The 24,962-nt window shown below is 61.6% G+C and carries 18 protein-coding genes and 1 pseudogene; 13 read left to right on the top strand and 6 right to left on the bottom strand.

Going from position 1 to position 24,962, the window contains the following annotated elements:
- Window positions 1-44: 44 nt before the first annotated feature.
- A complete protein-coding gene (locus tag C0Z16_RS01560) occupies window positions 45-1,526 on the top strand; it encodes an MFS transporter (RefSeq protein ID WP_102630471.1) in 1,482 nt (493 codons plus the stop codon).
- Window positions 1,527-1,625: 99 nt separating this feature from the next.
- On the opposite strand, the pseudogene C0Z16_RS01555 reads toward C0Z16_RS01560, so the two are convergent.
- Window positions 1,626-1,807 (bottom strand): annotated as a pseudogene (locus C0Z16_RS01555) (hypothetical protein); the annotation flags it as partial.
- A gap of 473 nt (window positions 1,808-2,280) precedes the next feature.
- On the opposite strand from C0Z16_RS01555, the gene C0Z16_RS01550 reads away from it, so the two are divergent.
- Complete coding sequence (locus C0Z16_RS01550) at window positions 2,281-3,366, top strand: glycosyltransferase family 4 protein (RefSeq protein WP_102630470.1); 1,086 nt, start codon at window positions 2,281-2,283, stop codon at window positions 3,364-3,366.
- Window positions 3,367-3,391: 25 nt separating this feature from the next.
- Here the strand turns inward: C0Z16_RS01550 and C0Z16_RS01545 are convergent, their stop codons facing one another.
- From C0Z16_RS01545 to C0Z16_RS01535, 4 genes are all read right to left on the bottom strand, one after another.
- Window positions 3,392-5,791, bottom strand: a complete 2,400-nt coding sequence (locus tag C0Z16_RS01545; RefSeq protein WP_102630469.1) for an RICIN domain-containing protein — start codon at window positions 5,789-5,791, stop codon at window positions 3,392-3,394.
- 78 nt (window positions 5,792-5,869) lie between these two features.
- Window positions 5,870-6,322 (bottom strand): GDP-mannose mannosyl hydrolase, encoded by a 453-nt coding sequence (locus C0Z16_RS01540; protein ID WP_102630468.1) that lies wholly within the window; start codon window positions 6,320-6,322, stop codon window positions 5,870-5,872.
- Between the two features lie 55 nt (window positions 6,323-6,377).
- Window positions 6,378-6,527 carry a hypothetical protein gene (locus C0Z16_RS38020; protein ID WP_167403474.1) on the bottom strand — a complete coding sequence of 50 codons (150 nt, stop codon included), beginning with the start codon at window positions 6,525-6,527 and terminating at the stop codon, window positions 6,378-6,380.
- A 127-nt stretch (window positions 6,528-6,654) separates the two neighbouring features.
- Window positions 6,655-8,565 (bottom strand): hypothetical protein, encoded by a 1,911-nt coding sequence (locus tag C0Z16_RS01535; RefSeq protein WP_407070648.1) that lies wholly within the window; start codon window positions 8,563-8,565, stop codon window positions 6,655-6,657.
- 888 nt (window positions 8,566-9,453) lie between these two features.
- Between C0Z16_RS01535 and C0Z16_RS01530 the strand changes: the two genes are divergently transcribed.
- The 9 genes from C0Z16_RS01530 (at window position 9,454) to C0Z16_RS01490 (ending at window position 21,724) form a co-directional block, all read left to right on the top strand.
- Window positions 9,454-10,437, top strand: a complete 984-nt coding sequence (locus C0Z16_RS01530; RefSeq protein WP_102630466.1) for a GlxA family transcriptional regulator — start codon at window positions 9,454-9,456, stop codon at window positions 10,435-10,437.
- Between the two features lie 87 nt (window positions 10,438-10,524).
- Complete coding sequence (locus tag C0Z16_RS01525) at window positions 10,525-12,093, top strand: sugar phosphate nucleotidyltransferase (protein ID WP_102630465.1); 1,569 nt, start codon at window positions 10,525-10,527, stop codon at window positions 12,091-12,093.
- 52 nt (window positions 12,094-12,145) lie between these two features.
- A complete protein-coding gene (locus C0Z16_RS01520) occupies window positions 12,146-13,531 on the top strand; it encodes an undecaprenyl-phosphate glucose phosphotransferase (RefSeq protein ID WP_102630464.1) in 1,386 nt (461 codons plus the stop codon).
- A 68-nt stretch (window positions 13,532-13,599) separates the two neighbouring features.
- The gene (locus tag C0Z16_RS01515; protein ID WP_175130608.1) at window positions 13,600-14,739 is read left to right on the top strand and encodes a polysaccharide biosynthesis/export family protein; all 1,140 of its coding nucleotides are present in this window, start codon (window positions 13,600-13,602) and stop codon (window positions 14,737-14,739) included.
- Between the two features lie 50 nt (window positions 14,740-14,789).
- The gene (locus C0Z16_RS01510) at window positions 14,790-17,024 is read left to right on the top strand and encodes a polysaccharide biosynthesis tyrosine autokinase (protein ID WP_102630463.1); all 2,235 of its coding nucleotides are present in this window, start codon (window positions 14,790-14,792) and stop codon (window positions 17,022-17,024) included.
- 56 nt (window positions 17,025-17,080) lie between these two features.
- Complete coding sequence (gene gmd, locus C0Z16_RS01505; RefSeq protein ID WP_102630462.1) at window positions 17,081-18,199, top strand: GDP-mannose 4,6-dehydratase; 1,119 nt, start codon at window positions 17,081-17,083, stop codon at window positions 18,197-18,199.
- A gap of 5 nt (window positions 18,200-18,204) precedes the next feature.
- A complete protein-coding gene (locus C0Z16_RS01500; protein ID WP_102630461.1) occupies window positions 18,205-19,161 on the top strand; it encodes a GDP-L-fucose synthase family protein in 957 nt (318 codons plus the stop codon).
- Window positions 19,162-19,186: 25 nt separating this feature from the next.
- The gene (locus C0Z16_RS01495) at window positions 19,187-20,329 is read left to right on the top strand and encodes a glycosyltransferase family 4 protein (RefSeq protein WP_102630460.1); all 1,143 of its coding nucleotides are present in this window, start codon (window positions 19,187-19,189) and stop codon (window positions 20,327-20,329) included.
- A gap of 63 nt (window positions 20,330-20,392) precedes the next feature.
- Window positions 20,393-21,724: a glycosyltransferase WbuB gene (locus C0Z16_RS01490; protein WP_102630459.1), complete on the top strand. Its 1,332-nt coding sequence runs from the start codon at window positions 20,393-20,395 to the stop codon at window positions 21,722-21,724.
- 31 nt (window positions 21,725-21,755) lie between these two features.
- Here C0Z16_RS01490 and C0Z16_RS01485 read toward each other — a convergent pair whose 3' ends face one another.
- A complete protein-coding gene (locus C0Z16_RS01485; RefSeq protein WP_102630458.1) occupies window positions 21,756-22,250 on the bottom strand; it encodes a hypothetical protein in 495 nt (164 codons plus the stop codon).
- 185 nt (window positions 22,251-22,435) lie between these two features.
- Between C0Z16_RS01485 and C0Z16_RS01480 the strand changes: the two genes are divergently transcribed.
- Together C0Z16_RS01480 and C0Z16_RS01475 are read left to right on the top strand one after the other, a co-directional pair.
- Entirely contained in the window at window positions 22,436-23,050 is a 615-nt protein-coding gene (locus tag C0Z16_RS01480) for a DapH/DapD/GlmU-related protein (RefSeq protein ID WP_102630457.1), read from the top strand.
- A gap of 170 nt (window positions 23,051-23,220) precedes the next feature.
- Window positions 23,221-24,960 (top strand): FAD-dependent oxidoreductase, encoded by a 1,740-nt coding sequence (locus C0Z16_RS01475; RefSeq protein WP_102630456.1) that lies wholly within the window; start codon window positions 23,221-23,223, stop codon window positions 24,958-24,960.
- Window positions 24,961-24,962 lie beyond the last annotated feature (2 nt).

The raw sequence follows: 24,962 nt of genomic DNA, 5'->3' as shown, positions 1-24,962 counted from the left end.
AATCTAGCTTACCCGGCGCAGACCGGCATTCAAGGAGACAGACGATGAAATCGTCGAATCAAGCGGTGTATGCGACAGCGGTCGGCGATGCCGGCGCACTCGACTTGCCTCCGGGCGCTGGTGCGTCGGCAGGCAGGCGCGCTGAAGAAATTGCATTGGGCGGTGCGCGCATTTCGGCGCGGCTCGACCGCTTGCCGGCCACGCGCTCCATCTGGAAGCTGGTCATGCTGCTGAGCCTCGGGCTCTTCTTTGAACTGTATGACTTGATGTTCTCCGGCTATATCGCGCCGGGACTCGTGCGCAGCGGCATTCTCGCGTCGACGACGCACGGCCTGTTCGGCACCAGCGGCGTCGCGAGTTTCATTGCCGCATTGTTCGCGGGACTGTTCATCGGTACGGCGGCGTGCGGTTTTCTCGCCGACCGCTTCGGGCGACGCGCGATCTTCACGTGGTCGCTGCTGTGGTACACGGCGGCGAACATCATCATGGCGTTTCAGGACACGGCGCTCGGGCTCAATCTATGGCGCTTCATCGCGGGCATCGGTATCGGTGTCGAGATCGTGACGATCGGCACGTATATCTCCGAACTCGTGCCGAAGCATGTGCGCGGCCGTGCGTCGGCATGTTCGCAGGCGGTTGGCTTCTGCGCCGTGCCGATTGTCGCGTTTCTATCGTATCTGCTGGTGCCGCATCGGTATTTCGGTCTCGACGGCTGGCGTCTCGTGGTGCTGACCGGCGTGGTGGGTGCGGTCGTGGTGTGGTGGATCCGCCTCGGTTTGCCGGAGAGCCCGCGCTGGCTCGCGCAAAAAGGTCGCATCGACGAAGCGGATGCGATCATGACGCGGCTCGAAGCGCGAGTCGAACGTGAGTATGGGCGGCCGCTGCCGGAACCCGCATTGCCCGAACCGGTCCGTGCCCGTGCAGCGTTTCGCGATTTGCTGGTGCCGCCGTATCGCAAGCGCACGCTGATGCTGATCATCTTTCACGTATTCCAGACGATGGGCTATTACGGTTTCGCGAACTGGATTCCCACGTTGCTGATCAAGCAGGGCATTACGGTGACGACTAGCCTGATGTATGCAAGCATCATCGCGGTGGCGGCGCCGCTTGGACCGTTGCTCGGCTTGCTGATCGCGGACCGCTTCGAGCGCAAGACGGTGATTGTCTGCATGGCTGCAGTCAATGTGGTGTGCGGGTTGCTCTTCAGCCAGGCGCGCGAGACCGTGCTGCTGGTGAGCCTTGGTGTATGTCTCGTGCTGGCCGGCAATATCATTTCGTATAGCTATCATGCGTATCAGGCAGAACTCTTTCCGACGAGTATCCGCGCACGCGCAGTCGGCTTCGTGTATTCGTGGAGCCGACTGTCGGCGATGTTCTCCGCATTCGTGATCGCGGGATGCCTGAGCCGTTTCGGCGTGAACGGTGTGTTCGTGTTCATCTCCGGTGCAATGGCGATCGTGATGCTGGCTATCGGCACACTGGGACCGAGAACGCGCGATGTCGCGTTGGAGGATATTTCGAAGTAGTGTCGTTGCCTGTGGGACGACGCCCCACACGAAGATAACGTCAGCCGCTCCGTGAACCGGCTGACGTTTTTTTCTTGGTCTTCTGCTTTTCCGAAGCCGTTACATCGCAACGTAGCCCGCCGGAGCGGTCGCATTCGCCGTCGCAACGGGCGCGTTGGCCGATACCACATACACCGGCGATTCCGTCAGGTTCAGCATCAACGTACCGTTGCTGTAGCTTGCGTCGCTGGCATTGCCCATCATGTCGACCACTTGACGGTGCCGCTCGTCCCTGGCGCATCTCGTGCGGACGCGAAAGTTGGAACGGTCGACCGTAACGATCCGATTAGAAGGCGTGAAAGAAGTAAACGGATTGTTCGTATGGCCGCGCGACATGTAGGAATTACCTTCATCTGACGTATGCGCTATGTGCGGCAGCGTTCGTCAATCTTCGCCATGAACTTCGCGAAATCGTGAAGTAGGGCGGATTGCTAACTGATAGGCAAACGTAAACCGCCATCGGAATGGGTGATAGCGCTCATTCCAAAGCCGAAGAACTCTTGGACTTGGCGCGAATTTGCTGGATCTTGGGTGTACTGTTTTCTCGCGGCAAGAACGGGTACCTGGGCTGTCGCGGGTTTCGGAGACGACGGCGCATCGCGAAGGAAGCGCGCCGGATACTAACTACGAGATGAGGGGGTCAAGTGGGCCGTTGCTCACAAGGCCGGCTTATCCATCCGCTGTGCAATACGGGCGGTCATTAGAGAGATAGATCGTGAGGATTCTCCAACTGGTTCACGCACCACGATTATCCGGGGCAGAAGTACTCGTAAAAGGTCTTGCGATGTACCATCAGCGCGCCGGACACGAAGTCTGTATGACTTCGCTGCTGCCGCAGCAAGAGGATTTCGTCGATATTCGTGCCGAACTCAACGCGGCGGGCGTCATATGCCGCTTTCCGGAAGTCCGTCACGGCAGGGTCGGCAAGCTGCTGCACCTGTACCGTGTGGTGCGCCAGTTCCGTCCGGACTTCATCATTGCGCATGCGACGCTCGCCGCGCTGTATGTGCGTCTGTTGCCGGTGCATACGCCTATCGCATGGGTGATGCACTCGGGCGTCAACGACTTCGAGAACGGTGCACTCAAGCGCGCAGAACGTTTGCTGTCGCGCCGGGCGAGAGCGATCATCGGCGTCTCGCAGCAGAATATCGACGACTATATGCGCGAGATCGGCAAGCATCCTTCTATGGTTGTGATTCCTAATGGAGTGGATGCGTCGCTATTCGCCGAAGACAGTCACGCACCCGCGCCGGATAGCGCTGTGCCGCCGAAGCAGATCGTTCAGGTCGGGCGATATATCGAAGCCAAGAGTCAACTGCACACCGTTCGGGCGTTCGAGCGCGTGCTGAAAGCCGAACCTGAAGCGCGTCTGATGTTTTGCGGCGTCGTCGAGGATCTCGACTATCACCGCGCGGTGGTGTCGCTCGTCAAGCAGCTTGGACTCGAGAGCAAGATCAGCGTATGCGGGCCGCGCTCGGACGTTGCGGCGGTCCTGCGCTCGTCACGTGTGTTTGCAATGCCCTCGCGCTTCGAAGCGCAAAGCATCGGCTTTCTCGAAGCGCTCGCATCAGGTATTCCTGTTGTGGCGAACCGGATTCCTTCATTCGGTTTCGCGAACAATTTCGCCGGCGTGAGCCTCGTCGATACGGCCGACGCCGAAGCGTACGGCCACGCGCTCGTCAACGCGCTCAAAACGCCGCGCGCGCACCGGCAACTCGCGGGCTATACGCTGCACGACACCGCGGACCGCTACATGTCGATTGCGCGCAAGTTCGCTCAGCCGATGCAGATATCGGCCTGAGTTCTACCGTACCGACCGGTCCGCGCTATTGCGCGAGCCGGTCGATTCTCACGGTCTCCGAGAAAAACCCTGGCAGTTCGCCGAGATCTTGCGGCGCGCCGACGGCTAAGCCGTTTTCCAGCGGGTAGCGCGACAGCGCGGGTGCGCCGCCGGTGAAGTAGAAGTCGCCGAGTGTCGCGTCGACTCGGCGATACAGCATGAGTGCCGCGCCATGCTTGTCGCGTACGTAAGCGGGAAATACGTCCGACCACGACATGCCGCGCAACGAAGACGCGTGAACCGGGATGGCCGCTGGCTCGGCGATATTCAGCGTGGCGATGTCGATGAGCGCGTCGCCGCTAGTTCCATCGAGACGCGGCGTGAGCAGCATCAGCGTGTCGCGATCGTCGCCATGCATTGAAGCGGTCGTCATCTTGACGAAGCCGGGCACGAAGTTGGTCGGCAACATTCTGCGCTCGCCGATAGTCATGCGCGTGTTGTCGTTGGCAATGACCGTCAGTGAGAGACGTTCTTGCACCGTCTCTACCGCAACAAGCGATGAGCGCGTGCCCGCATTGCCGAACGGCAGCAAAGCGGCGTTTTGCGCGAGGTCTTTGGCTTGCGCGACGAGCGTAGGCGCGGTGCCTGCGTTTCCATTTGCACTTGCGGTGCCGGCGGCCGACGCGAGCCACAGATCGAGTCCGCTATCCGAGCGCTTTTGTGCAATGAGTACACTGGCTCTGTGTGTCCCGGTGAAATCCGCGGCCACATATTGCTGCGTCAGTTCGGGCCTGAATGCAGCGCCCGTTTGCAACCAGAGGCGCGGCGCGTCGAAGCGATCGCCCGAACTGCGCAGCAGCCAGAACGCGGTGCCGTTCTCGCGTGCGGTGACGATCATCAGGTCGGCCTTGCCATCGCCGTCGAAATCGCCGAGCAGGAAACGCGCACTGTCGAAGCATAGGTTGTCGCCAACGCAACTCGGCGTCGTCGCGCGCGGCTCGAAGGGAACAGTGCCCGCATACCAGAGCGCCGGCGGCGCGGCTTTTTCCACCGACGCGGCATAGACATTGAACCCAGGTCCATCATGTTGGCGCTGCACATAGACGGCGGACTGTTCGCCCGCGCCCGTCACGTCGCCATACATAGCAGTGGCGAGCCGAAGATCGTTCGCCTGGATGCGTTGCGTCGTGGCCCAACGGTAGCGTGTAGTGAGCGCGGTGCAACCGCGCATCGTGAGCTTGCCGTCGTTCTCACCAAGGCAATGGCGCATCGGCGTATAAACAAGGCCGAAATCCCACGGCGTCCAGCGTTGCGCCAGATCCCATTGATCGCACGTTTCCGAGCGCAGATAACCGTCGCGCTCGGCGATGCATTGGGACGTTGCCACGCTGACAAGCGCGGCGTTGCGCAGGTTGCCTGGATACACCGTTACGGGTTCCCACCGCCATTGTTGCGCGGACGAACCATTGCAGGCGGCAAGCGTCGGTGGCTGGCCCGCAGCGGCTGCGCTCACGCAGCGATTCGTCGCCACGTTGAAGAGCCGTATGGGTCGCGACTGAAAATCCGGCACGCGGTTATCGGTGCGGTCCGCGAAGGCATAGCGTCGCGCAATCCAGTTGCCGTCCCATTGAAACTCGCCGAATACATGCGACGACTCGCTTCCATCGATCGAAAAATAGCTCGCGACAATGTCTCGCTTACGCTGGACTTCCGCGGCGGGAAGATTGCCAGGCCAGCCGCCCGTCGGATACGTCACGTGATAGACGATCGGCACGCTCTTGCCGAGCGTCTGCGCGACATGGCGCGTAATGCGCGCAGCGTAGATGTGATCCGGATGTTCGATAAATGGTACGGTGTCCGGATTAAGCGTGTAGATCTGCGACGCCTGGACGAGGATCGCCTTCAACGTCGCAGACAGCGTGTCCCGATCGTATTTCACGCGCACCGAGCCGTCCGCGTTCATCGGATAGGTGGCAAGCGTCGCGTGCTGGTCCCATAGCAGACCGAGCGGCTCGCGACCGCCGCGCACGCCTCCGCCGGGTAGCCGCAATTCAAGCAGACGAACTTGAGGCCTTGCCTTAAGCACCATTTCATGCACGAGCTTGCCGGCAATCTCGACGTTCGACTCGCTCCATGCGTCGGCCACGCCCGCCATGCGTGCGTATGCGAGCCGCGAGGCCTGCTCGCGTGTCAGCACATAGGCGAAGTTAGCGCCATTCGCGCCGCCGATCAGATGCACGGTGGTAATGCACCACCCCGCATCGAGGCGCTCGCTGATCGCAGGGTCGACGAAGAGCAGGTCGTCGTCGAGGTGCGCGACGACCGTGACGAGCGTACCCGCACTGCAATTGGCCGCGCGTGCTGTCGCCGGAAACACGGCGAAAAAAAGCAGTGCGAGCAGCGCAATGAATGAATCGCGAACAAGCCTGGCCGCCAATGATCGCATGTGGACTCGAGCCGTTAGGGTGGGCTCGATCATACTGCAACGGCTTTACGTTCGACGTTGGCGGGATAACAGTGGGCGTCAGCGGAAGTACGCCTTGGTGTTTTCGTGGACGTCAGGGTGAGCGAGCAATTCAGCGGGCGTGAGCCACAGATAGTCGCTATGCTGGTCCAGCCGACCGATCGACTGCGTGCTGCCCGACGACAGTGCGTAAGCGAGCACGACGTAGTGAGTCGATACGCCCGGCTCCGCCGCGAAATTGTCGCTGTAGTGATGTTCGAATGCGCCTTCGAAGCGCGCGGCCGAGCGCGCCAGTTTCGCAATGCCGAGCTCCGCGTCGGCAATGCGCGTGAACGCGGCATCGAGCGTCTCGTCTTTCAGGATGCGGCCACCGGGAACAAACCATGTGCCGCGCGCGGGACGGTTGCGGCGATGGCCGATCAGAACGCGTCCTTCTGCATCGCTAACGATCAGATCGATCGCGACCAGTGGCGTCAGACGAACAACGTCGAGGAAGTCGATCTGCGTCAGCATGTCAGTTCCTAAGCGAGGGCGCCGCATTTTTCAGCGGTAATTTTTTAGCAAAGCGCTAGTAGTCGCCACGGTTGTCATCGTCGCGAGTCAGCTGGTCCGATACGTAGGCCAGCATCACGATAAACAGCACCGCGCCGATCGCCGCAAACATGCACGCGCCGATTATCGCGGCGAGCACAAGCATGATCCATGTAAGGCCGTTCATTTGGCGGCCTCAAGCGTGTTGATATGCATGCTAACTTCCCCCGCCCGGATTTTATGTGCGCTGCCTAGCCATTGCGCCTGTCACTTCACGCCGAAGTGTCGCCAGGTAGCGCCGCCGGTTCAAACCGCTATCGGGCGACATAGCCTTCCGGTGTGATGACAGCGTCTTTGAATACGTCGGCATTGTTCGACACTATATAGACAGGTGCGGGCGAGAGCCTGAGACTCGCCACGCCGTCGCGATACGGAACCGCGGTTGCATTGCCCATCATATCGAGCGCCGTGACCTGGCCGGTCGTGCCGGGAGCATCGACCCGCAAACGGTAATCGACATTTTGGCCCGCATTAAAGCCGCTTTTCGCGCTCCATTTATCGTTGTCGTGAGTCCACAGCGCGGTGACGATCTTGCCGCCGCCCAGTCTGCGAAATGCGTACGCGTAGACGCCTTTAGGCAGATTCTTCAGCGGTCCCAGCGTATTGGTTCCGTCGATGATGCGCGTCATCGCCGCCACGGCGAGTGCCGCGGGCTTTGGGCTGATGCGCGAAGGACCGTAAGCACCGGTCGGATGCTCGAGTTCGAAGAAAATGCCGTAGCCGGGCGCGGCGTCCGGCATATCCGCGAGGTAGAACACATAGGTCATGTCGGCGCCCTCGCCGAGCAGAATCAGATGCGTGCGCGCGACGATCGCTGCTTGCGCATACAGCACGTCCGCGCCCGGATAGTTCTTGCGGTACGACTCGCCGATGTCGTAACTGATGCCCGTTTCGGTGACAAATAGCGGCGCCCCCGGCTTCAGGTATTGATGGAGCTCGTGGCGCAGCGCGCGCATCGAAGCGGCCAGCGCACCGGGCAGTGTGCCTTGATTGCGGATATCGGCGACGCGCTCCGGCGGATGCGATGGCGTGGTGCCGATGTCGTAATAGCCGTGCACGGTCATGCCGTCCATATAGCGGCCAATGCCGAGCGGACCGAGACGGCGCATCCACTTCACATTCCCTTGCACGGATGAATACGTCAGCCCCATGACCACCGCATGTGGATCCGTCTGATGGATGCCTTCCCACACAGCCTTGTACATCGCGATGAAATTCGCGTCGGTATCGCGCCACGGCAATCCGCCATCGGCATCCGGCTCCCACGTCACCTGATAGTAGTTATCACGTTGCTTCGGAAAGTAGGTCGTGCGAACGCGGTTCGATTCCGCGCCGACCCGCGCCATGTATTCCTTCATCTGCGCGAGCGAAACAGGCGCGTAGCTATGCGTCTGTTTGCCCGTTGGACTTGCCCATTGCGGAATGCCGTCCAGTTGAATCAGACGCATGATGTCGCCGGGCCGGAAGTATGGCGTGAGCTGCTTCGCCGCGGGATCGAAGGTGCCGGACTTGTCCGGCTCCTCCATATACCAGTTCCGATTGTCGTTGACCCATGTGAGACCGAGCGCGGTGTAGACCGGGCGATACCCGTCGCCGTCACAGCAATGCTGGCCGGGCGCGAGGTAAGCGGTGCCCTGGCCGCCGAATCGATGCAGGTCTTCGTACGGAAAGCGCGCGGCGGGCAACGCGGATGCGGTATCCGGCAATACGCCGAAGGTCGCGATGCCCGCGGGGCGCGTACCGCGCGATTCGAGTTGTCCCTTCGCATGTTCGAGCGATGCGGATACCGCAAAGTAGCCCGCTACCGTAGATGCGCAACTGAGCGTCGACAAAGTGGCACCCGCCGTGACGTTGAAGCTTCCGCTTGCACGCACGACATTCCACGTGTCGCGTATCTGCCAGTTCAGCGCATCGTTTTGCGGCGCCCGTGTGGTGAAAACGAGCGCGAAGGGTTTGGACGCAGCAAAGAGGCGTGTGCCGTCGCTCGGCGTGTCGGCCTCGATGGCATCGCCTGTCGAGGTTGCGCGTGTTTGCGAGGCGGGCGCCGAGCAGCGCAGGCCTGGGCCAGGCGGCGCCTTCATTTCGACAGCCACCGCGGGCGCGTCGGCGGCGGACGCCGCGAAGACCGCACCGCACTGAACAGCGGCGAAGCCGAGCGCCACCATGACCGCGATAAAAGCGCTGCGGCGCCGCGTGAGCGGGAATGACGACCATGCGCCCTGGAAGCTTCGCGCCGCGCGTTGTCTGTTAGGATTCGACATGTATTCCCCGTGCCGTTCGCGGTGCGTTTCCGCTGACGAACGTCGTCAAATTGCTAGTTCACCAGGCCGAAGCCGCCTCAACGCGCTGTCCGTTGCCCTTTGTTGCGGAAACGGCATAGTGTATTTCCGCAATCTTATGGCGGATTTGGACGGCCTGCCGCCCGGCGCAATCAGCCACTGGTCCGTCGATTGCGCTGTTGCCTTAACCGATGTTATTCCGGTGTTTCAGCTCTGAAACATTAATCGCCGCCTTTATATTCACTGCACCGAATAAGAACGAATTAAATAATCCCGCGCTCTCTAAAGTGCCTATATTAGACACTGCTTTCCCTTATTGAAGAGCGGCGTCGGTCCCGTCCGCGCGAAGTCGCGGCGGCGAGATGCGCTATAAATGCGGGTGCTCAGGCGGATTCGTCCCGACATTACTCTCTATCTGGCATAAATTACTCCATATCTGCAAAAGCGCCGCGTGGAACGGATTGTAACCGCCCTTTTTTGAGTAGTGATCCAGTGTGCGCTGGCGAACGAAATCCGCTTTTAGTTTGAACTAATATTCGCACAACGCCAATTCATTGATATGTGGAATCGGCAATTAATTCGGTGCAATTCGGCGTTGGCGGAATTTTGCCGAAAATCACTGACGAGCCACCCCGGTCAATGCGACAACATGTCAGCACTATCGGTCATGGCGGCTAAATACTTGATGAGTGGTGGCTATGATGCAGTGCACTGCACAGAGCCGGGCTCCTGCCACCGCTAGAGATGAAAGATCGTTTTCTGGTGAGGATAGCTATGACCTGCGCGAGTCTCGAATCTGCAATGCTGCGCTGGGTGCACGCACCGAACAAGGGGATGCGGCGCATCGCGATACTGATGTTCAACGATTGCTCGCTGCAAGGAGCCGGCGTGGTAGCCGAAGTGTTCCAGGCAGCAAATGAACTGGCTTCGTCGGCCTCTGGGGGTTGTTCGTACGACGTGTGTTTCCTGTCGGCCGATGGCGGCATGGTCACGTCCTCCTCGTCCTTGCGTGTGTGGACCGATGGACTTGACGCCCGACATTACGGAGGCTTCGACGCGCTGTATGTCGCGGGCGGCAAAGGCGCGCTCGCCGCGGTGAAGGACGAGCGCCTGATTGCGTGGCTGCGCCGGGTTCGCCGCAACACGGGCATGATCCGGCCGATCGCCGAGGGGCGTGCGCTGCTCGATGCGGCCTACGTGCCCGATGCAATCGAGCCGAATGAATCGCGCGATCCGTCGATGCCGTCGCGCCAGTCGGAGCAGAGTGGCGACGCGGGCGATCGTCTCGAGTCGATGAGAAGCGCGCTCGCGATGATCAAGCGTGATCTCGGCGCCGGCGCCGCGCGTTCCGTTGCCGAGCGTCTGCTGGCTGATTCGTGCTCGAATCTCGCGCCGCTGCTCAGCGAAGATGGCGCGCTCACGCCTGGCGACAAAGTCCGCGCCGCGGCGCGGTGGCTGCAGGAGAACTGCCAGCAGTCCATCTCGATCGCGGATGCCGCGCAGTTCGCGGCAATGAGCGAGCGCAACTTCCTGCGCCGCTTCAAGATGGAAATGGGCATCACGCCTTCGAGTTTTCTGCTGCACGAACGTCTTGCCGTGACGTGCAGTCTGTTGACCGAGTCTGAGTTGCCGGTGGACAAGATTGCACGGCGCACCGGCATGGGCAACGGTGACCGGCTCGCCAAAGTGTTTCGCAAGCGGATGAGGATCTCGCCCACCGAGTTCCGGATACAAAGCCGCCGCATGGTGGGTCAGTAGAGTCGACGGGGCAGGCAGGGGCGCGCGCTGCATGCGGTCTCCAGCATCTGTTTTTGGTCGGTTCTGAGAATCATAAGGATTGCGAATATGTCGACTCAGGGAGCAGGAAACAACGCGTCGTCCGATACGAGTGGCGAGGCAGTCGGCGCGCGTTGCCCGCGCATTGTCCCGGTCATTCTGGCCGGTGGTTCGGGTACGCGCCTGTGGCCGGTGTCGCGCGAGAACTATCCGAAGCAGCTTATCGACGTGGTCGGCTCTGATTCTCTGCTGCAAGCCACCGCGCGACGCATGGACGGTTTTTCCGCGAGCTGGAAGGTCGATGCGTCGCCGATCATCGTATGCGGTGAAGAGCACCGCTTCGTGATTGCTGAACAGCTTCAGGAAAACGGCGTGGAGGCGCGTCTGATTGTCGAGCCCGCTCGCCGCGATACGGCGCCTGCACTTACGCTCGCGGCATCGCTCGCTTGCGCGGGCGGCGAAGACGGCATTCTCGTCGTGATGCCGGCCGATCATTCGATCGCGGACGTGAAGGCGTTGCAAGACGCGCTGGAAAGCGCGGCACGTTACGCGGAACAAGGCGCAATCGCGACGCTTGGCGTGCCGCCCACGCGTCCGGATACGGGCTTCGGCTATATCCGCATCGGTACTGAGTTGCCGAAGGGCGGATATGCGATTGACGGCTTCGTCGAAAAGCCCGCGGAAGAACTCGCCGCGAAATACGTTGCAGCAGGGACGTATTGGTGGAATAGCGGCATCTTTATCGTGCGTGCGAGCGTGTGGCTCGATACCTTGAAGCGTCTGCAACCGGAGATGCATGCTGCCTGCGAGCGCGCGTTCAACGACGGCCGCAGCGAAGGCGCGTATTTCCGTCCGCTCGGCGAGGCGTTCCTCAGCGCGCCCGCCGATTCGATCGACTATGCGGTGATGGAACGGCTGACCGAAGCGCCGGAGACGGATACCTCCGGTGCGGCCGATGCCGCTAATGCGACGACCGACGCGAACGTCGCCTCGCCCGCGGGCGTGGTCATCAGACTTGAAGCCGGCTGGTCCGATCTCGGTTCCTGGGACGCCGTCTGGGCCGCGATGGAAAAAGACGCCAATGGCAACGCAGGGCGCGGCCGCGTGACTTTCGAGGGCGCGGTGTCGAGCTACGCACATTCGGAAGGGCGCCTCGTCGCGTGTGTCGGCACGACGAATGTCGTGGTCGTCGAAACCGCCGACGCCGTGCTGGTGGTCGACCGCTCGCATGTGCAGGACGTGAAGGGTCTCGTGTCGCGCATCAAGGCGCAACACGCACCCGAGGCCGACGCGCATCGCAAGGTGCGCCGTCCGTGGGGTTTTTACGATTCCATCGACCATGGGGAGCGCTTCCAGGTCAAGCGCATCGTCGTCACGCCGGGCGCACAGTTGTCGCTGCAACTGCATCACCATCGCGCCGAGCATTGGGTCGTGGTGCGCGGCACGGCGCTCGTCACACGTGGCGAAGAGCAATTCCTGCTGAGCGAGAACGAATCGACTTACATCCCGCTCGGCGTCCGGCACCGGCTCGAAAACCCGGGGAAGGTGCCGCTCGAAATCATTGAGGTCCAGTCAGGCACTTATCTGGGCGAAGACGACATCGTGCGATTCACCGACAACTACGGCCGCTGCTCGTAGACAGCGTGCCTTGCGGGTTGCGGACAGGAACGGCCAGTACGAGGTAAGCAAAATGGGCAGGTTTCAGGATTTACTCGCGCGAGTTTTCGACGTCGCGCTAGTGCTCGCAGGTGCGGCGGTGGCGTCGCAAGTCCGCTTCGACTATCTCGCTCAATCCGGCTTCTATTGGGCGCTGGTGATGTTTTCGGCTGCGTTCGCGTTGGCGATCTTTCCCGCGTTCGGCGTCTATGAATCGTGGCGCGGCCGCTCGAAGCTCGGGCTCGCGGGCCAGGTGTCGCTCGCATGGCTCATCGTGCAAGGCAGCGCGCTGGTGCTGATGTATTCGCTGCATCGCAGTGACTCGGTTTCGCGTTTGTGGTTCTCGTACTGGACTGCCGTCAGCGGCGGCTTGCTGATCTCCTACCGGCTCATCACGCATGCCGTGCTGGCGCGCGCACGCAGTGCGGGCATGAATCTGCATCAGGTGGCCATTGTGGGCAGCGGTTCGCAATGCGACGCGATCATTCGCCGTATCGAATCCGCGCCCACCACGGGCTTTCGCGCGACGGCGGTTTACAACACGAGTCCGGACAAGTCGCCCGTGACGAGTACACGCGTACCGGTTTTCGATAGCGTGGATGCGCTCGCTGAATACATCCGCACCAACGACGTCCACGAACTATGGCTGATGCTGTCGCTTTCGGAAGAGCCGCTGATCTGTTCGCTCGTTAGCGAGTTCCGCGACGATCTCGTGAACATCCGCTTCATGCCGGACGTGCGCAGCCTCGCGTTGTTCGAAGGCAGCGGCGTGACCGATGTGCTGGGTGTGCCGGCGATCAACCTCGTCGCATCGCCGCTGTCGGCGAACTCGATGCTGAAGAAGGAGATTTTCGATCGCCTCTTCGCGGCTGCGGCGTTGCTCTGTCTCGCACCGGTCCTGATTGCGGTTGCGCTCGCCGTGAAGTGCTCGTCGCGTGGTCCGGTGCTCTTCAAACAGAAGCGCAAGGGGGCGGACGGGCGCGTATTCACCATCTACAAATTCCGTTCGATGCGCTTGCATACCGAGGAAAAGGGCACCGTCAAGCAGGCCACGCGAAACGATCCGCGTGTGACGAGAGTCGGTGCGTTCCTGCGCCGTACGAGCCTCGATGAACTGCCGCAGTTTTTCAACGTATTGCGTGGCGACATGTCGGTCGTGGGACCGCGTCCTCATGCGCTCGAGCACGACGACCTCTATCAGAAAGTGGTCGCGGGCTACATCAATCGCTATCGAATCAAGCCGGGCATCACGGGTTGGGCACAGATCAACGGCTTTCGTGGCGAGACCGACCGCATCGAAAAGATGGAACGTCGGGTGGAACATGACCTGTATTACCTGGGGCATTGGTCGTTCGCGCTCGACATGCGGATTATCGGCGCGACGATTGTTGCCGGACTGGTGCATCGAAACGCTTACTAGTTGTTAACAAAGCACGCGGGGCGTTGCCTCATCTGAGGACAGTCGCTCTCGCGCAAGGAGGAAATGTTATGAGCTCGCTTGGTACACGCACGGGAAGTCTCACGGTTTTCGCTATCGCGGCATTGCTTGCGGGCTGCGCTGCGGCACCTGGTCAGCGGATGATCACACCGGCTGCGGTTCAGGAAACCGGCGGCGATTTCAGCACCGAACCGTCGCAGCAGCAGACGATACCAATCACGGATATCAATCTGTCGCTGCTGCGCAAGATGCGCATGGAGCAGACCGCTGCTACGCTGCCGCCGGCGACGCTTGCGCTGTTCGGCAAACCGACGGCCTACAGAGTCGGCCCCGGCGACGTGCTGCAGATCGTCGTATGGGATCACCCCGAACTCGCGGCGGCGGTAGGCCAGCCGGCGCAGAACGGCAAGACGACGGATGCGGCGCCGGGCTTTCTCATCGACGAAAAAGGCGATGTGCAGTTCCCGTATGCGGGCACGGTGCACGTGGCGGGCAAGGACGTCGGCGCAATCCAGAAGGAACTGTATAACCGCCTGAGCAAGGTGTACCAGAAGCCGGAAGTGACCGTGCGTGTCGCGTCTTTCCGCGCGGCGCAGATCTACATAGACGGCGAAGTGCGCACGCCTGGCGCCCAGTCGATCAACGACATTTCGACGTCGCTCACCAGCGCGATCAACCAGGGCGGAGGTTTCAGCCCGAACGCCGATCGCAGCCGCGTCGAACTGATCCGTAAAGGCGTCACGTATCAGCTCAATATGGACGACCTGCTTAAGCGCGGCCACAACCCGTCGGACATCTACCTGCAACCGGGTGACGTCGTGCGCGTGGCCTCGCGTGAAGACAGCGGCGTGTACGTGATGGGCGAAGTGAACAAGCCGGCGACCATCACGCCATTGCGCAACGGTTCGCTGACGCTTTCGCAGGCCATCTCCGACAGTGGCAGTTTCGACCAGAACACCGCCTCGACGCGCCAACTGTTCGTGATCCGCAATTCGACGAGCGAATCGCCGCAGGTCTATCACCTCGACGCGACCTCGCCGGTTTCGATGATCCTCGCCAATCAGTTCGAGTTGCAGCCCAAGGACGTCGTGTACGTAGGCCAGGGCGGACTGGTCCGCTTCAACCGTATTTTGAATCTGCTGCTGCCGGCCATCAACGCGGCTGTGACTGGTGTGGTGGTGGCGAAATAACGACCCTATAACGTAAATCAGAACCGCCGGGTTTTGCTGGGTGACCAAAAATGGCAATCAACTTCGAGAACCGCTATACCGACGTGTCCGGACCGGACGAGTTGCATCTGTCGGACTATCTCCGCACGATCGTGCGGGGCTGGCGCACCATTGCAATGGTGACGCTGATCGCGCTCGCGCTGGGGTGCGCGTACGCTTTCCTTGCTCCGCCGACGTATCGCGCGGACGTGTTGTTCCATGTCGAGGACAAGACGGCGAATGCCAATGCGAACGGTAAGGATTCCTTGCCGCCGCTCACCGGTATGTTCGATACGAAGCCGTCGACGGCGGCCGAGATCGAGCTGCTGAAGTCGCGGCTCGTGACAGAGGAAACCGTCAAGAAGCTGCATCTCGACATTACGGCCGCACCGCGTTATATGCCGATTATCGGCGGCATGATTGCGGGACTCGTGAACGGGCAATGGGGCTTCACCCTGCCGCAGTTCATCAATCTGTCCGGCTATGCGTGGGGTAACGAGAGCATTTCGGTGTCGCGCTTCGATACGTCGAAGGAGATGTACGACACGACGTTCACGCTGATCGCGGGCAATGACCGCTCGTATGTGCTGCGCGACAGGAACGGCATCGCGATTCTCTCCGGCCACGTCGGCGAGACCGTGGAAACCGACACGGCCGATGGCCCGATCGCGTTGCATGTCGACGCGCTGACCGGCGCGCCCGGTTCGCGTTTCGAACTGTCGCGCGCATCGACCCTGAGCACTGTGGACCGTTTGCAAAAGGCGCTGGTGGTGCAGGAAACCACGCTGCAATCCGGCGTGATTCGCGCCAGTCTCGAAGGCGGCGACAGTGCGTTGACCGCGGCGATCGTCAACAGCATGGCGCGTGAATTCGTGCGCCAGGATGTGGCGAGCCGTTCGACGGAAGCCGAGCACATGCTCGCATTCCTCGATCAGCAACTGCCGGGCTTGCGCAAGGAACTCGACGAAGCCGAACAGCGCTACAACAAATTCCGCAACATGCATGGCACTGTGGATCTCGGTGAAGAGAGCCGCCTGCTGCTTCAGCAGATCGTCGATAACAAGACCAAGCTGCTCGACCTGCAAACGCAACGGGCGGAGATGTCGCAACGCTTCACCGCCAACCATCCGGCAGTGGCGGCGCTCGATGCGCAGATCGCAGCGCTGCAAGGCGCGCAGACCAACATGAACCGCAGCGTGTCGGTGATGCCGGATACCGAGCAGACCGCGCTGCGTCTGTTGCGCGACGTGCATGTCGACACCGAGCTCTATACGAACCTGCTCAACAGCGCGCAGCAACTGCGCGTGGCGAAAGCCGGCCAGGTCGGTAACGTGCGTGTGGTCGACTTCGCCGAGGCGCCCGATGAACCGGTGCGGCCGAAGCGTGTGATCGCGATCCTGATCGCCCTCGGCGGCGGCCTCGTGCTCGGCATCATGCTGACCTTCTTCAAGCGCGCGATGTACGGCGGCGTGGAACGTCCGGACGAACTCGAAGCCGTGCTTGGCGTGCCGGTCTTCGCGGTCGTGCCGCGCAGCCAGACGCAGTTGCGGCTGCAGGAAGACGTGATGCTGCGCCGTCGCGGCTTGCATGTGCTCGCGCAGCAGGCGCCGGAAGATATCGCCGTGGAAGGCGTGCGCAATCTGCGCACCTCGCTGCAACTTTCGCTCGATCACGCGGCGAACAACATCGTGATGATTACGGGTTCGCGGCCAGACGCAGGCAAGTCGTTCCTGTCGGTGAATCTCTCGGCGCTGGTGGCATCGGCGAACAAGCGCGTGCTGATTATCGACGGCGACATGCGGCGCGGCGACGTCCACTCGCATTTCGGCATCGCGCATCAACCGGGCTTGTCGGATGTGCTGAGCGGTGGCGACCTGACGTCGATGATCCAGCGCGACGTACTGCCGGGTCTCGACGTGCTGGCAAAGGGCACGCTGCCCTCGCATCCGTCGGAATTGCTGATGAGCAAGCGCTTCGAAACGATGCTCGAAGAACTGAAGTCCCGCTACGACCTGGTCATCGTCGATACGCCGCCCGTGCTTGCGGTCACCGATTCGACGCTGATCGGCAAACATGCGGGTACGACGCTGCTCGTAGTGCGCCACGGCCGTCATCCGTTGAATGAAATTGCAGAGACCGCCAAGCGTCTTCGTAATGGCGGCGTCGGACTCAGAGGCGTATTGCTCACCGATGTGCCGCAGGAAGGGGCGTTCCTCGGCTCGGGTTACCAAGGCGGCTATTACGGGTACGACAGCATCGCGGGCTGAAATCGCGACCGAGTTTCTCGCCACAAGTATGGAAAAGTTAACGAGGAGAAGCCTTCATGAAACGCAAGGTCGCGCTGATCACGGGGATCACGGGGCAGGACGGGTCGTACCTCGCAGAGCTGTTGCTCGCGAAGGACTACGACGTGCACGGCATCAAACGCAGGTCTTCGCTGTTTAACACGGACCGGATCGATCACCTCTATCGCGATCCACACGATCCGGAGCAACGGCTCTTTCTCCATCACGCGGATCTGACGGATTCCACCAGCATTCTGCGCGTGATTCAACGCGTGGAGCCAGACGAGATATATAACCTGGCGGCGCAGAGCCACGTCGCCGTGTCGTTCGAGGAGCCGGAATATACGGCTAATGCGGACGGTCTCGGCGCGTTGCGGATTCTCGAGGCGATCCGCATTCTGGGGCTTCAGGAGAAAACGCGCTTCTATCAGGCGTCGACTTCGGAGCTGTACGGTCTCGTGCAACAGGTGCCGCAATCTGAGACCACGCCGTTCTATCCGCGCAGCCCCTATGCGGTGGCGAAGATGTTCGCGTACTGGACCACGGTCAACTATCGCGAGGCGTATGGCCTCTTTGCATGCAACGGGATTCTGTTCAATCACGAATCCCCGGTACGTGGCGAGACTTTCGTGACTCGCAAGATCACGCGTGCTATTGCGCGTATCGCTGTGGGTATGCAGAAGACGCTGTATCTCGGCAATCTGTCGGCGTTGCGCGACTGGGGCCATGCACGCGATTACGTGGAGATGCAGTGGCGCATGCTGCAACAGGAGCGCCCGGAAGATTACGTGATCGCCACCGGCGTGCAGTACAGCGTGCGTCAGTTCGTTCAGCACGCCGCCGCCGAGTTGGGCGTCACCGTGCGCTTTGAAGGCACGGGTGTGGACGAAGTCGGCATCGTCGAAAAGGTGGAAGGGCGTGAGACACGGATGTCGCCGGGCGATGTGATCGTGCGTGTCGATCCGCGCTACTTCCGCCCAGCCGAGGTCGAGACGCTGCTGGGCGATCCGTCCAAGGCGCACGCGAATCTGGGCTGGCAGCCGACCACGCCGTTCACCTCGCTGGTGAAGGAAATGGTGCGCTCGGACTTTCAGATTGCACGTCGTGACGCGCTCGTCACGCTCGCCGGTTTCACGGCGCTAGAACATCACGAGTGACTGCGATGGACAAACAAGCACGCATTTTTGTCGCGGGTCACCGCGGCATGGTTGGCTCCGCGCTGGTCAGACGGCTCGCTGCCGCAGGCTACACGAACATGATCACGCGATCACGGGTCGAACTCGATCTCACCGACCAGGCGGCGGTAAACCGCTTCTTCGAAACGGAGAAGATCGACATCGTGTTGCTGGCGGCCGCACGCGTGGGCGGTATTCTCGCCAACGCGTCGCGGCCCGGCGAATTCATCTATGAAAACCTGGTGATCGAAACCAACGTGATTCACGCAGCGTATCGCGCCCAGGTCGAGCGGCTGGTTTTCTTCGGCTCGTCGTGCATCTATCCGAAGCAATGTCCGCAGCCGATTCGCGAAGAATATCTGCTGACCTCGGCGCTGGAGCCGACCAACGACGCGTATGCGATCGCGAAGATCGCCGGCGTGAAGTTGTGCGACGCGTACAACCGCGAATACAACACGCAATACGTGGCGTTGATGCCGACCAATCTGTACGGCCCGAACGACAACTACGATCTGAACAGCAGCCATGTGTTGCCCGCGCTGCTGCGCAAGGCGCATGAGGCGAAGCTGAACGGCGCCGACACGCTGACGGTGTGGGGCTCGGGCACGCCTCGCCGCGAGTTCCTGCATGTCGACGATCTCGCCGCCGCCACGATGTTCGTGCTCGAGAACCACGTGACGGAAGGGCTCTTCAACGTGGGAGTCGGCGAAGATCTGTCGATTCGCGAACTGGCCGAATGCATTTGCAGGGTGGTGGGCTTCGAGGGCGAGCTGGTATTCGACGCGTCGAAACCGGACGGCACGCCGCGCAAACTGCTCGACGTGTCGCGTCTTGCGCAAATGGGCTGGCGCGCGACGATCGGACTGGAAGACGGGATCGCTTCGACGTATCGGGAATTCGTCGAATCATATGCCGGGCCGGCGACCGCGGCCGCCATGCAATGACGTCTTTTCGAGGAGCGCGATAAAAATGACTTCATCAGTCACCATCTTCCACAACGTCGTATGGTCGCGTCACAAGGGAGTCGTGTTTTCTGCGCTGCATAATATTTCGGCATCCGGATCAATTCGCTACTCGATGGTGCAGATCGCGGACACCGAACACGACCGCATCGGCTTTTCCGAAGTCGACTATTCGTACCACCGGTATCCGATGCAGAAGCTGTTCGACGGCTGCTACGAAGACGTGCCGACCATCAAGATGATCGCGCGGCTCACGTGGGAAGTGCTGAAGACCAAGTCCGACCTGATCGTGTTGCCTGGCTATCACCGTCCGGAGTATTGGGCGATGCTGGCGGCATGCATCGTGACTGGCAAGCGGCGCGCGGTGTTTTGCGATTCGACCGGGCGCGACCGTCCGAAGAAGCTGATCACGTCGATTCCAAAGCGCGTGTTCTTTTCGCTTTGCGACGGTTACTTCGGCTTCGGCGAACGCAGCCGCGACTATCTGCTGTCTCTCGGGGCGAAGCGCGAGAAGATTTTCGTGCCGTGTCAGGCGGCCGCTATGCCCGGCTCGTTTTCTCCCGAGCGCGCGTTGGTGGAGCGGGTCGCCGCGCGCGCGGGCAATCCGCCGGTATTTCTCTACGTAGGGCGCCTCTCGGAAGAGAAAGGCATCGGCACGCTGATCGACGCGTTCGCCGGACTGCAAAGGCGTGTTCCGGCGGCGAAGTTGCGCATTGTCGGCACGGGGCCGATGGCCGATGCGTTGAAAGCGAAAGCCGCCGACCTGCAACTGGGCGACGCAGTGACGTTCGCCGGTAGTTTGCAGGACGAGCCGCTCACGCAGGAGTACTACCGCGCGACCTGCATGGTGCTGCCGAGTCATAGCGAGCCGTGGGGGCTCGTCGTGAACGAGGCGCTCGCGCATGGTTGTCCCGCGGTGGTCAGTGAAAGCTGCGGCTGTGTGCCCGAGCTCGTCATCGACGGCGTGAGCGGCTATTCGTTCACCGCAGGCGACGCTGCGGGATTGCAGCGAACCCTGTTGAAAGCGATGGAAGCCTTCGGCGATGCGAACGGAACCGCTCACCGTTGCATGGATGTGATTCGCCGCTTCGATCCACCTTCTGCAGCCGCCAACATTGCCCGGGGCTGTGCGCTGATGCTGAGCGATTGACGGGCGTCGCGGCGTCGCCGCGGGGGTCGGGCATGCAAGCCTTAACACGTTCAGACACGCACAATGAAGATCCTGATCTACGGCCTCAATTACGCGCCCGAGCTCACGGGGACCGGCAAATATACGGCGGAAATGGGCGTGCTGCTTGCGGGTCGCGGGCACGAGGTACGGGTGGTATGCGCACCGCCATACTACCCGGAATGGCGTGTTTCAGCGGGTTATGCATCGTGGCGCTATCGACGGGAAGAGCGCGACGGTGTGACTATCTGGCGCGCGCCGCTGTGGGTGCCGTCGCATCCGAGCGGGCTCAAGCGGATGATCCATCTGGCAAGTTTCGCGGCCACCTCGCTGCCCTTGCTCGCATGGCAGGCATTGTGGCGCCCCGATGCGGTGGTGATGATCGCGCCGACATTGATGTGCGCTCCCGCGACGCTCGCACTGGCTCGCGTGACTGGCGCAAGTGCATGGCTGCACATCCAGGATTACGAAGTCGATGCCGCGTTCGAGCTCGGCCTGCTCAAAGGCTCACGTGCCGCGCGATTCGCCCGCGGAATCGAAAGCCTGTTGCTGCGGCGCTTCGATGCGGTGTCGTCGATCACACGGCAAATGAGCGCGCGCGCATCGGCGAAAGGCGTAGAGCTTTCGAAGGTGGTGTGCCTGCCTAACTGGGTCGACGTGTCGGCTGTTTTTCCTCTGCCGCGCCTGAGCGAATACCGGAGTCTGCTCGACATACCCGATGACCAGAAGGTCGTTCTGTACTCGGGCAACATGGGGGCGAAGCAGGGCATCGAAACGCTCGCGGAAGCGGCGGCGTCGCTCGCTTTTCGCTCCGACATCACGTTCGTATTCTGCGGCGGCGGCGCGGCGAGAGAGAGCCTCCTCAAGCGTTGCGCGGCGTTGCCGAACTGTATTTTCCTTCCGCTGCAACCGGTGGATCGGCTCAACGAGTTGCTCAATCTCGCCGACATTCACGTGCTGCCGCAGCGCGCCGATGCCGCCGATCTCGTCATGCCTTCGAAACTCACAGGCATGCTCGCGAGCGGCCGCGCGACGATTGCCATGGCACGGCGCGGTACCGCGCTCCAGGAGGCGGTGCATTCGCGCGGCGTGGTCGTGCCGCCGGATAACGTGAGGGCGCTGGTTGGGGCCATCACCGCGCTCGCGAACGATTCAGCGCGCCGCGCAGCGCTCGGCCGCGCTGCGCGCGACTATGCGGAAAGCGCCCTTTCGCCGGACTCGACGATTAGTACTTTTGAAGAACGCATTGGGGTGTTGTGCCGCGCGGCAGGAAGAAGGCGTGTGAAGACGAGCACGCCGTACTTCGATGCAAGACCTTCAGCGGTGGCGGTGCCGAACGCGAAGCCGGCCACGACGGAGGAAGCCGCGCCGGATTGATCCGGAACGCGGCCATCTCATGAATGCACGCTTACCACGGCGACCGGTAGACGGAGCGCTTGCCCTTTGCGTAAGGATCGGCGTAAGCGGCTTTAGCGGCGCCCTCGGGCAGCAGCGTATCGGTCGTGCGCGGGCGGGCCGCCTTATCCGCGACTCGCACCTGACCGTTGGCCGCTGCCGGCGCCTTGCGTTGACCGGGAGCGGCTTGTTGGCCGCCTTGCGCCGCGCCGGTGATGGTCATGCGTTGCTCGTTGAGCAAAGCCGCGCGACGTGCGTCGTCGATATTGCCGTTCTGCGGGTTGTCGAGACTGTATTCGCTCGGCGCGCCGAGCAGTGCCTGCTCGTGCTTGCGCTGCACGGCGCGGCGATCGACAGGAGCCTGGACCGGCGCGCCATAGCCAGTCGGAGCCGTGGCGGTCATGGCCGGGGCGCGAGCTGGCGCGGCATTTTGGGCGAGCGCCGGCAGAGCATAGGTGGCGGCGGTGAGAAGCATGCAGGTAGCGGTGCGCCGAAGCGGAGTGGTCATTGTGTTCCCCAGGTTGATGCAGTCGCGGTGAAGTTATCGTGCGCCAATATCCATGCGCGCAGCCGCCAAAACGCTTGCCCGCGCGGCCAGTCTATGAAGCCGTGTAAGGCACGACAAGATAATATCGAACGATTGATTAGCATCCCTGCGCATAGACAGAGCGGCGCACGGTGTGGAGAACGCTGATGGGCAACATAGCCGATGACCCGCGGATCGCGTGTGCGCCGCAAGCAGAGAGCGCCGACGCTGAGCGTCGCGTGATCGACCTGAGTCTTGCCGGCAAGGGAAATTACCGCGCCGGGCGCGGTGCGTTGGTCGAACTCATATGGTTTGTCATCGAGGCCTGTGTGATCAACAACAAGCTGCTGCCGTTCTCATTCGTGCGCGTTGCGTTGCTGCGCCTGTTCGGCGCGAAGATCGGTACAGGGTGCCGTTTCGTGCATCCGCTGCGTGTGAAGGCGCCATGGAATCTCGAGGTCGGCGACAAGTGCTGGTTCGGCATCGACGTCTGGATCTATAACCAGGCGCCGATTCGCATCGGTTCGAACGTGTGCATCTCTCAAGGCGCATTCCTCACTGCCGGCTCGCATGACATGAGCACCACGATGGATTTGCGGGTGGCGCCTATCGTAATAGAGGACGGCGTCTGGATCACCTCCAGATGCGTCGTGCAAATGGGTGTGACGATCGGGCGCTCGGCGGTCGTCACCCCGCAATCTGTCGTGCATCGCTCGCTCGAAGCCGAGGGTGTGTATGGCGGGAATCCGTGTCGTTTCTTACGGAAGCGTTTTCTTCCGTGACCTGAAGCACAGAAATAAAACCGCAGCGTTTATACGCTGAGGAGACCGAGGTCGTGATAGCCGGAACTGATAAAGCGTCCGGTCGCGACGTGTGGGCGGATTGCTCGCCGGCCACCGGCCAGCCAGTGAAAAACGTGCCCAGAAATTGAATAGAAATAGGGGAGCTGCGGATGTTCATCGATACTCGCAATGTCGAACAAAACACGATCATCGAGACGACGGTATGCATTATCGGCGGAGGGGTCGCCGGCATTACACTCGCGCGCGAAATGTCTCGCACAGGCGTGGATACCTGCATGCTGGAAAGCGGCGGCCTTGTGCCCGACGATGAAACCCGCGACCTGTATCGCGGTGAAAACATCGGGCTGCCCTATAGATTCGCGGACGGCTCGCGCAGCCGCTATTTTGGCGGCAGCAGCAATTGCTGGGGCGGATGGTGCCGCCCGCTCGATCCGTGGGACTTCGAGAAGCGCGACTGGATCCCCCACAGCGGCTGGCCATTCGGTCTCGAAGAACTCGCGCCGTATTACGCGCGAACGCACGAGTTGCTGAAGCTCGGTCCGCAAACTTTCGATCCGGCGTATTGGGAGCGCGAGATCGGCCGCCACGACGTGCGCCGCATACCCCTGGGCACGGGCGATATGCGCGACACGGTTGCGCAGTTCAGCCCGCCCGTGCGGTTTGGCAAGGTGTATCGCGAAGAACTGGCGCGCTCCACGCGGGTGCGTGTCTTCCTGCACGCGAACGTACTTAATATCGATGCGGATGCGCAAGGCACGACGATTACACGCGTGCGGGTAGGCACGCTCAGCGGCCGCAGAATGTCGGTGCAGGCGCGCATCTTCGTGCTGGCCACAGGTGGAATCGAAAACGCACGGCTGTTGCTCGCTTCGAACAATGTGCAGGCGACGGGACTTGGCAATGCTAACGATCTGGTCGGCCGCTACTTCATGGATCATCCGCGCATGATGTCGGGGAAAGTGCGTTTTCGCCCTGGCGTTGCGCGCAACAAGCTGTACGACATCAAGTATCACTACCAGAACGCCGCGGTCTCGGCGCATGGTACGAAGATCTCCTCGCAGTTCGCGCCGAAGCAGGAAATGATGGAGCGCGAAAAGCTGCTCAATTCCCGCGTGTGGCTCTATTCGCGCTGGTACGGCGAGGGCAGCGAGGGATCCGAGGCGCTGATCCGCTGCAAGGAAGCGCTGCTGCACAAGGACCAGCCGGGACGCAGCCTGAAGGCGGACCTCGCGACGATGGCCGCGCATCCGCTGCATACGGTGGGATACGGGTTGACGCGCCTGTTGCAGTGGCCGGCGCTCATCACCGACGTCACGCTCCAGGCAATTGTCGAAGCGGTGCCCAATCCCGATAGCCGCGTCACGCTCTGCGCCGATAAGCGCGACCGTTTCGGCATGCCGCGCGTACAGGTGGAATGGCGCCTCGGCGAACAGGTGCAACGCACGTTCGATAAAACGTTCGGGCTGCTCGCGAAGGAGTTGCAGATGGCGCGCATCGCAGACGTCGAGCTCGATGCGCCGCTTGAAGGCAAACCGTGGCCGGCCAAACTGGAAGGCACGTGGCATCACATGGGCACCACACGCATGCACGATTCGCCGCGCGAAGGCGTGGTCGATCGCGATTGCAAGGTGCATGGCATCAGCAATCTGTATATCGGCGGTAGTTCGGTGTTTCCGACCGTCGGCGCCAATTTTCCGACGATCACTATCGCTGCGCTGGCACTGCGGCTTGCCGGACATCTGGCGCGGCAACTCGACGTTCCGCACGTCGTCAGCAATACGCGCACTGAAGCGGCGAATAGCGCGGCTACGTCAGCGCCGGCGCAGTCTCCGGTCGAGACGCTGCCAATCGCGGCGTCGACGTTGACGCCGTTGATGAAGGAGCAGTGAGC

This window comes from Paraburkholderia rhynchosiae, from assembly GCF_002879865.1.
GTDB lineage: Bacteria > Pseudomonadota > Gammaproteobacteria > Burkholderiales > Burkholderiaceae > Paraburkholderia > Paraburkholderia rhynchosiae.
This window is presented reverse-complemented; position numbering and strand designations above follow the sequence as displayed.

What these genes read in the sequence shown, in the direction of transcription:
- C0Z16_RS01495 (WP_102630460.1), top strand. Translation starts at nt 19,187, where the DNA reads ATGACTTCATCAGTCACCATCTTCCACAACGTCGTATGGTCGCGTCAC.
- C0Z16_RS01545 (WP_102630469.1), bottom strand. Translation starts at nt 5,791, where the DNA reads ATGCGATCATTGGCGGCCAGGCTTGTTCGCGATTCATTCATTGCGCTG.
- C0Z16_RS01535 (WP_407070648.1), bottom strand. Translation starts at nt 8,565, where the DNA reads ATGGTGGCGCTCGGCTTCGCCGCTGTTCAGTGCGGTGCGGTCTTCGCG.
- C0Z16_RS01475 (WP_102630456.1), top strand. Translation starts at nt 23,221, where the DNA reads ATGTTCATCGATACTCGCAATGTCGAACAAAACACGATCATCGAGACG.
- C0Z16_RS01485 (WP_102630458.1), bottom strand. Translation starts at nt 22,250, where the DNA reads ATGACCACTCCGCTTCGGCGCACCGCTACCTGCATGCTTCTCACCGCC.
- C0Z16_RS01560 (WP_102630471.1), top strand. Translation starts at nt 45, where the DNA reads ATGAAATCGTCGAATCAAGCGGTGTATGCGACAGCGGTCGGCGATGCC.
- C0Z16_RS01515 (WP_175130608.1), top strand. Translation starts at nt 13,600, where the DNA reads ATGAGCTCGCTTGGTACACGCACGGGAAGTCTCACGGTTTTCGCTATC.
- C0Z16_RS01500 (WP_102630461.1), top strand. Translation starts at nt 18,205, where the DNA reads ATGGACAAACAAGCACGCATTTTTGTCGCGGGTCACCGCGGCATGGTT.
- C0Z16_RS38020 (WP_167403474.1), bottom strand. Translation starts at nt 6,527, where the DNA reads ATGAACGGCCTTACATGGATCATGCTTGTGCTCGCCGCGATAATCGGC.
- C0Z16_RS01530 (WP_102630466.1), top strand. Translation starts at nt 9,454, where the DNA reads ATGACCTGCGCGAGTCTCGAATCTGCAATGCTGCGCTGGGTGCACGCA.
- C0Z16_RS01540 (WP_102630468.1), bottom strand. Translation starts at nt 6,322, where the DNA reads ATGCTGACGCAGATCGACTTCCTCGACGTTGTTCGTCTGACGCCACTG.
- C0Z16_RS01510 (WP_102630463.1), top strand. Translation starts at nt 14,790, where the DNA reads ATGGCAATCAACTTCGAGAACCGCTATACCGACGTGTCCGGACCGGAC.
- gmd (WP_102630462.1), top strand. Translation starts at nt 17,081, where the DNA reads ATGAAACGCAAGGTCGCGCTGATCACGGGGATCACGGGGCAGGACGGG.
- C0Z16_RS01490 (WP_102630459.1), top strand. Translation starts at nt 20,393, where the DNA reads ATGAAGATCCTGATCTACGGCCTCAATTACGCGCCCGAGCTCACGGGG.
- C0Z16_RS01525 (WP_102630465.1), top strand. Translation starts at nt 10,525, where the DNA reads ATGTCGACTCAGGGAGCAGGAAACAACGCGTCGTCCGATACGAGTGGC.
- C0Z16_RS01480 (WP_102630457.1), top strand. Translation starts at nt 22,436, where the DNA reads ATGGGCAACATAGCCGATGACCCGCGGATCGCGTGTGCGCCGCAAGCA.
- C0Z16_RS01520 (WP_102630464.1), top strand. Translation starts at nt 12,146, where the DNA reads ATGGGCAGGTTTCAGGATTTACTCGCGCGAGTTTTCGACGTCGCGCTA.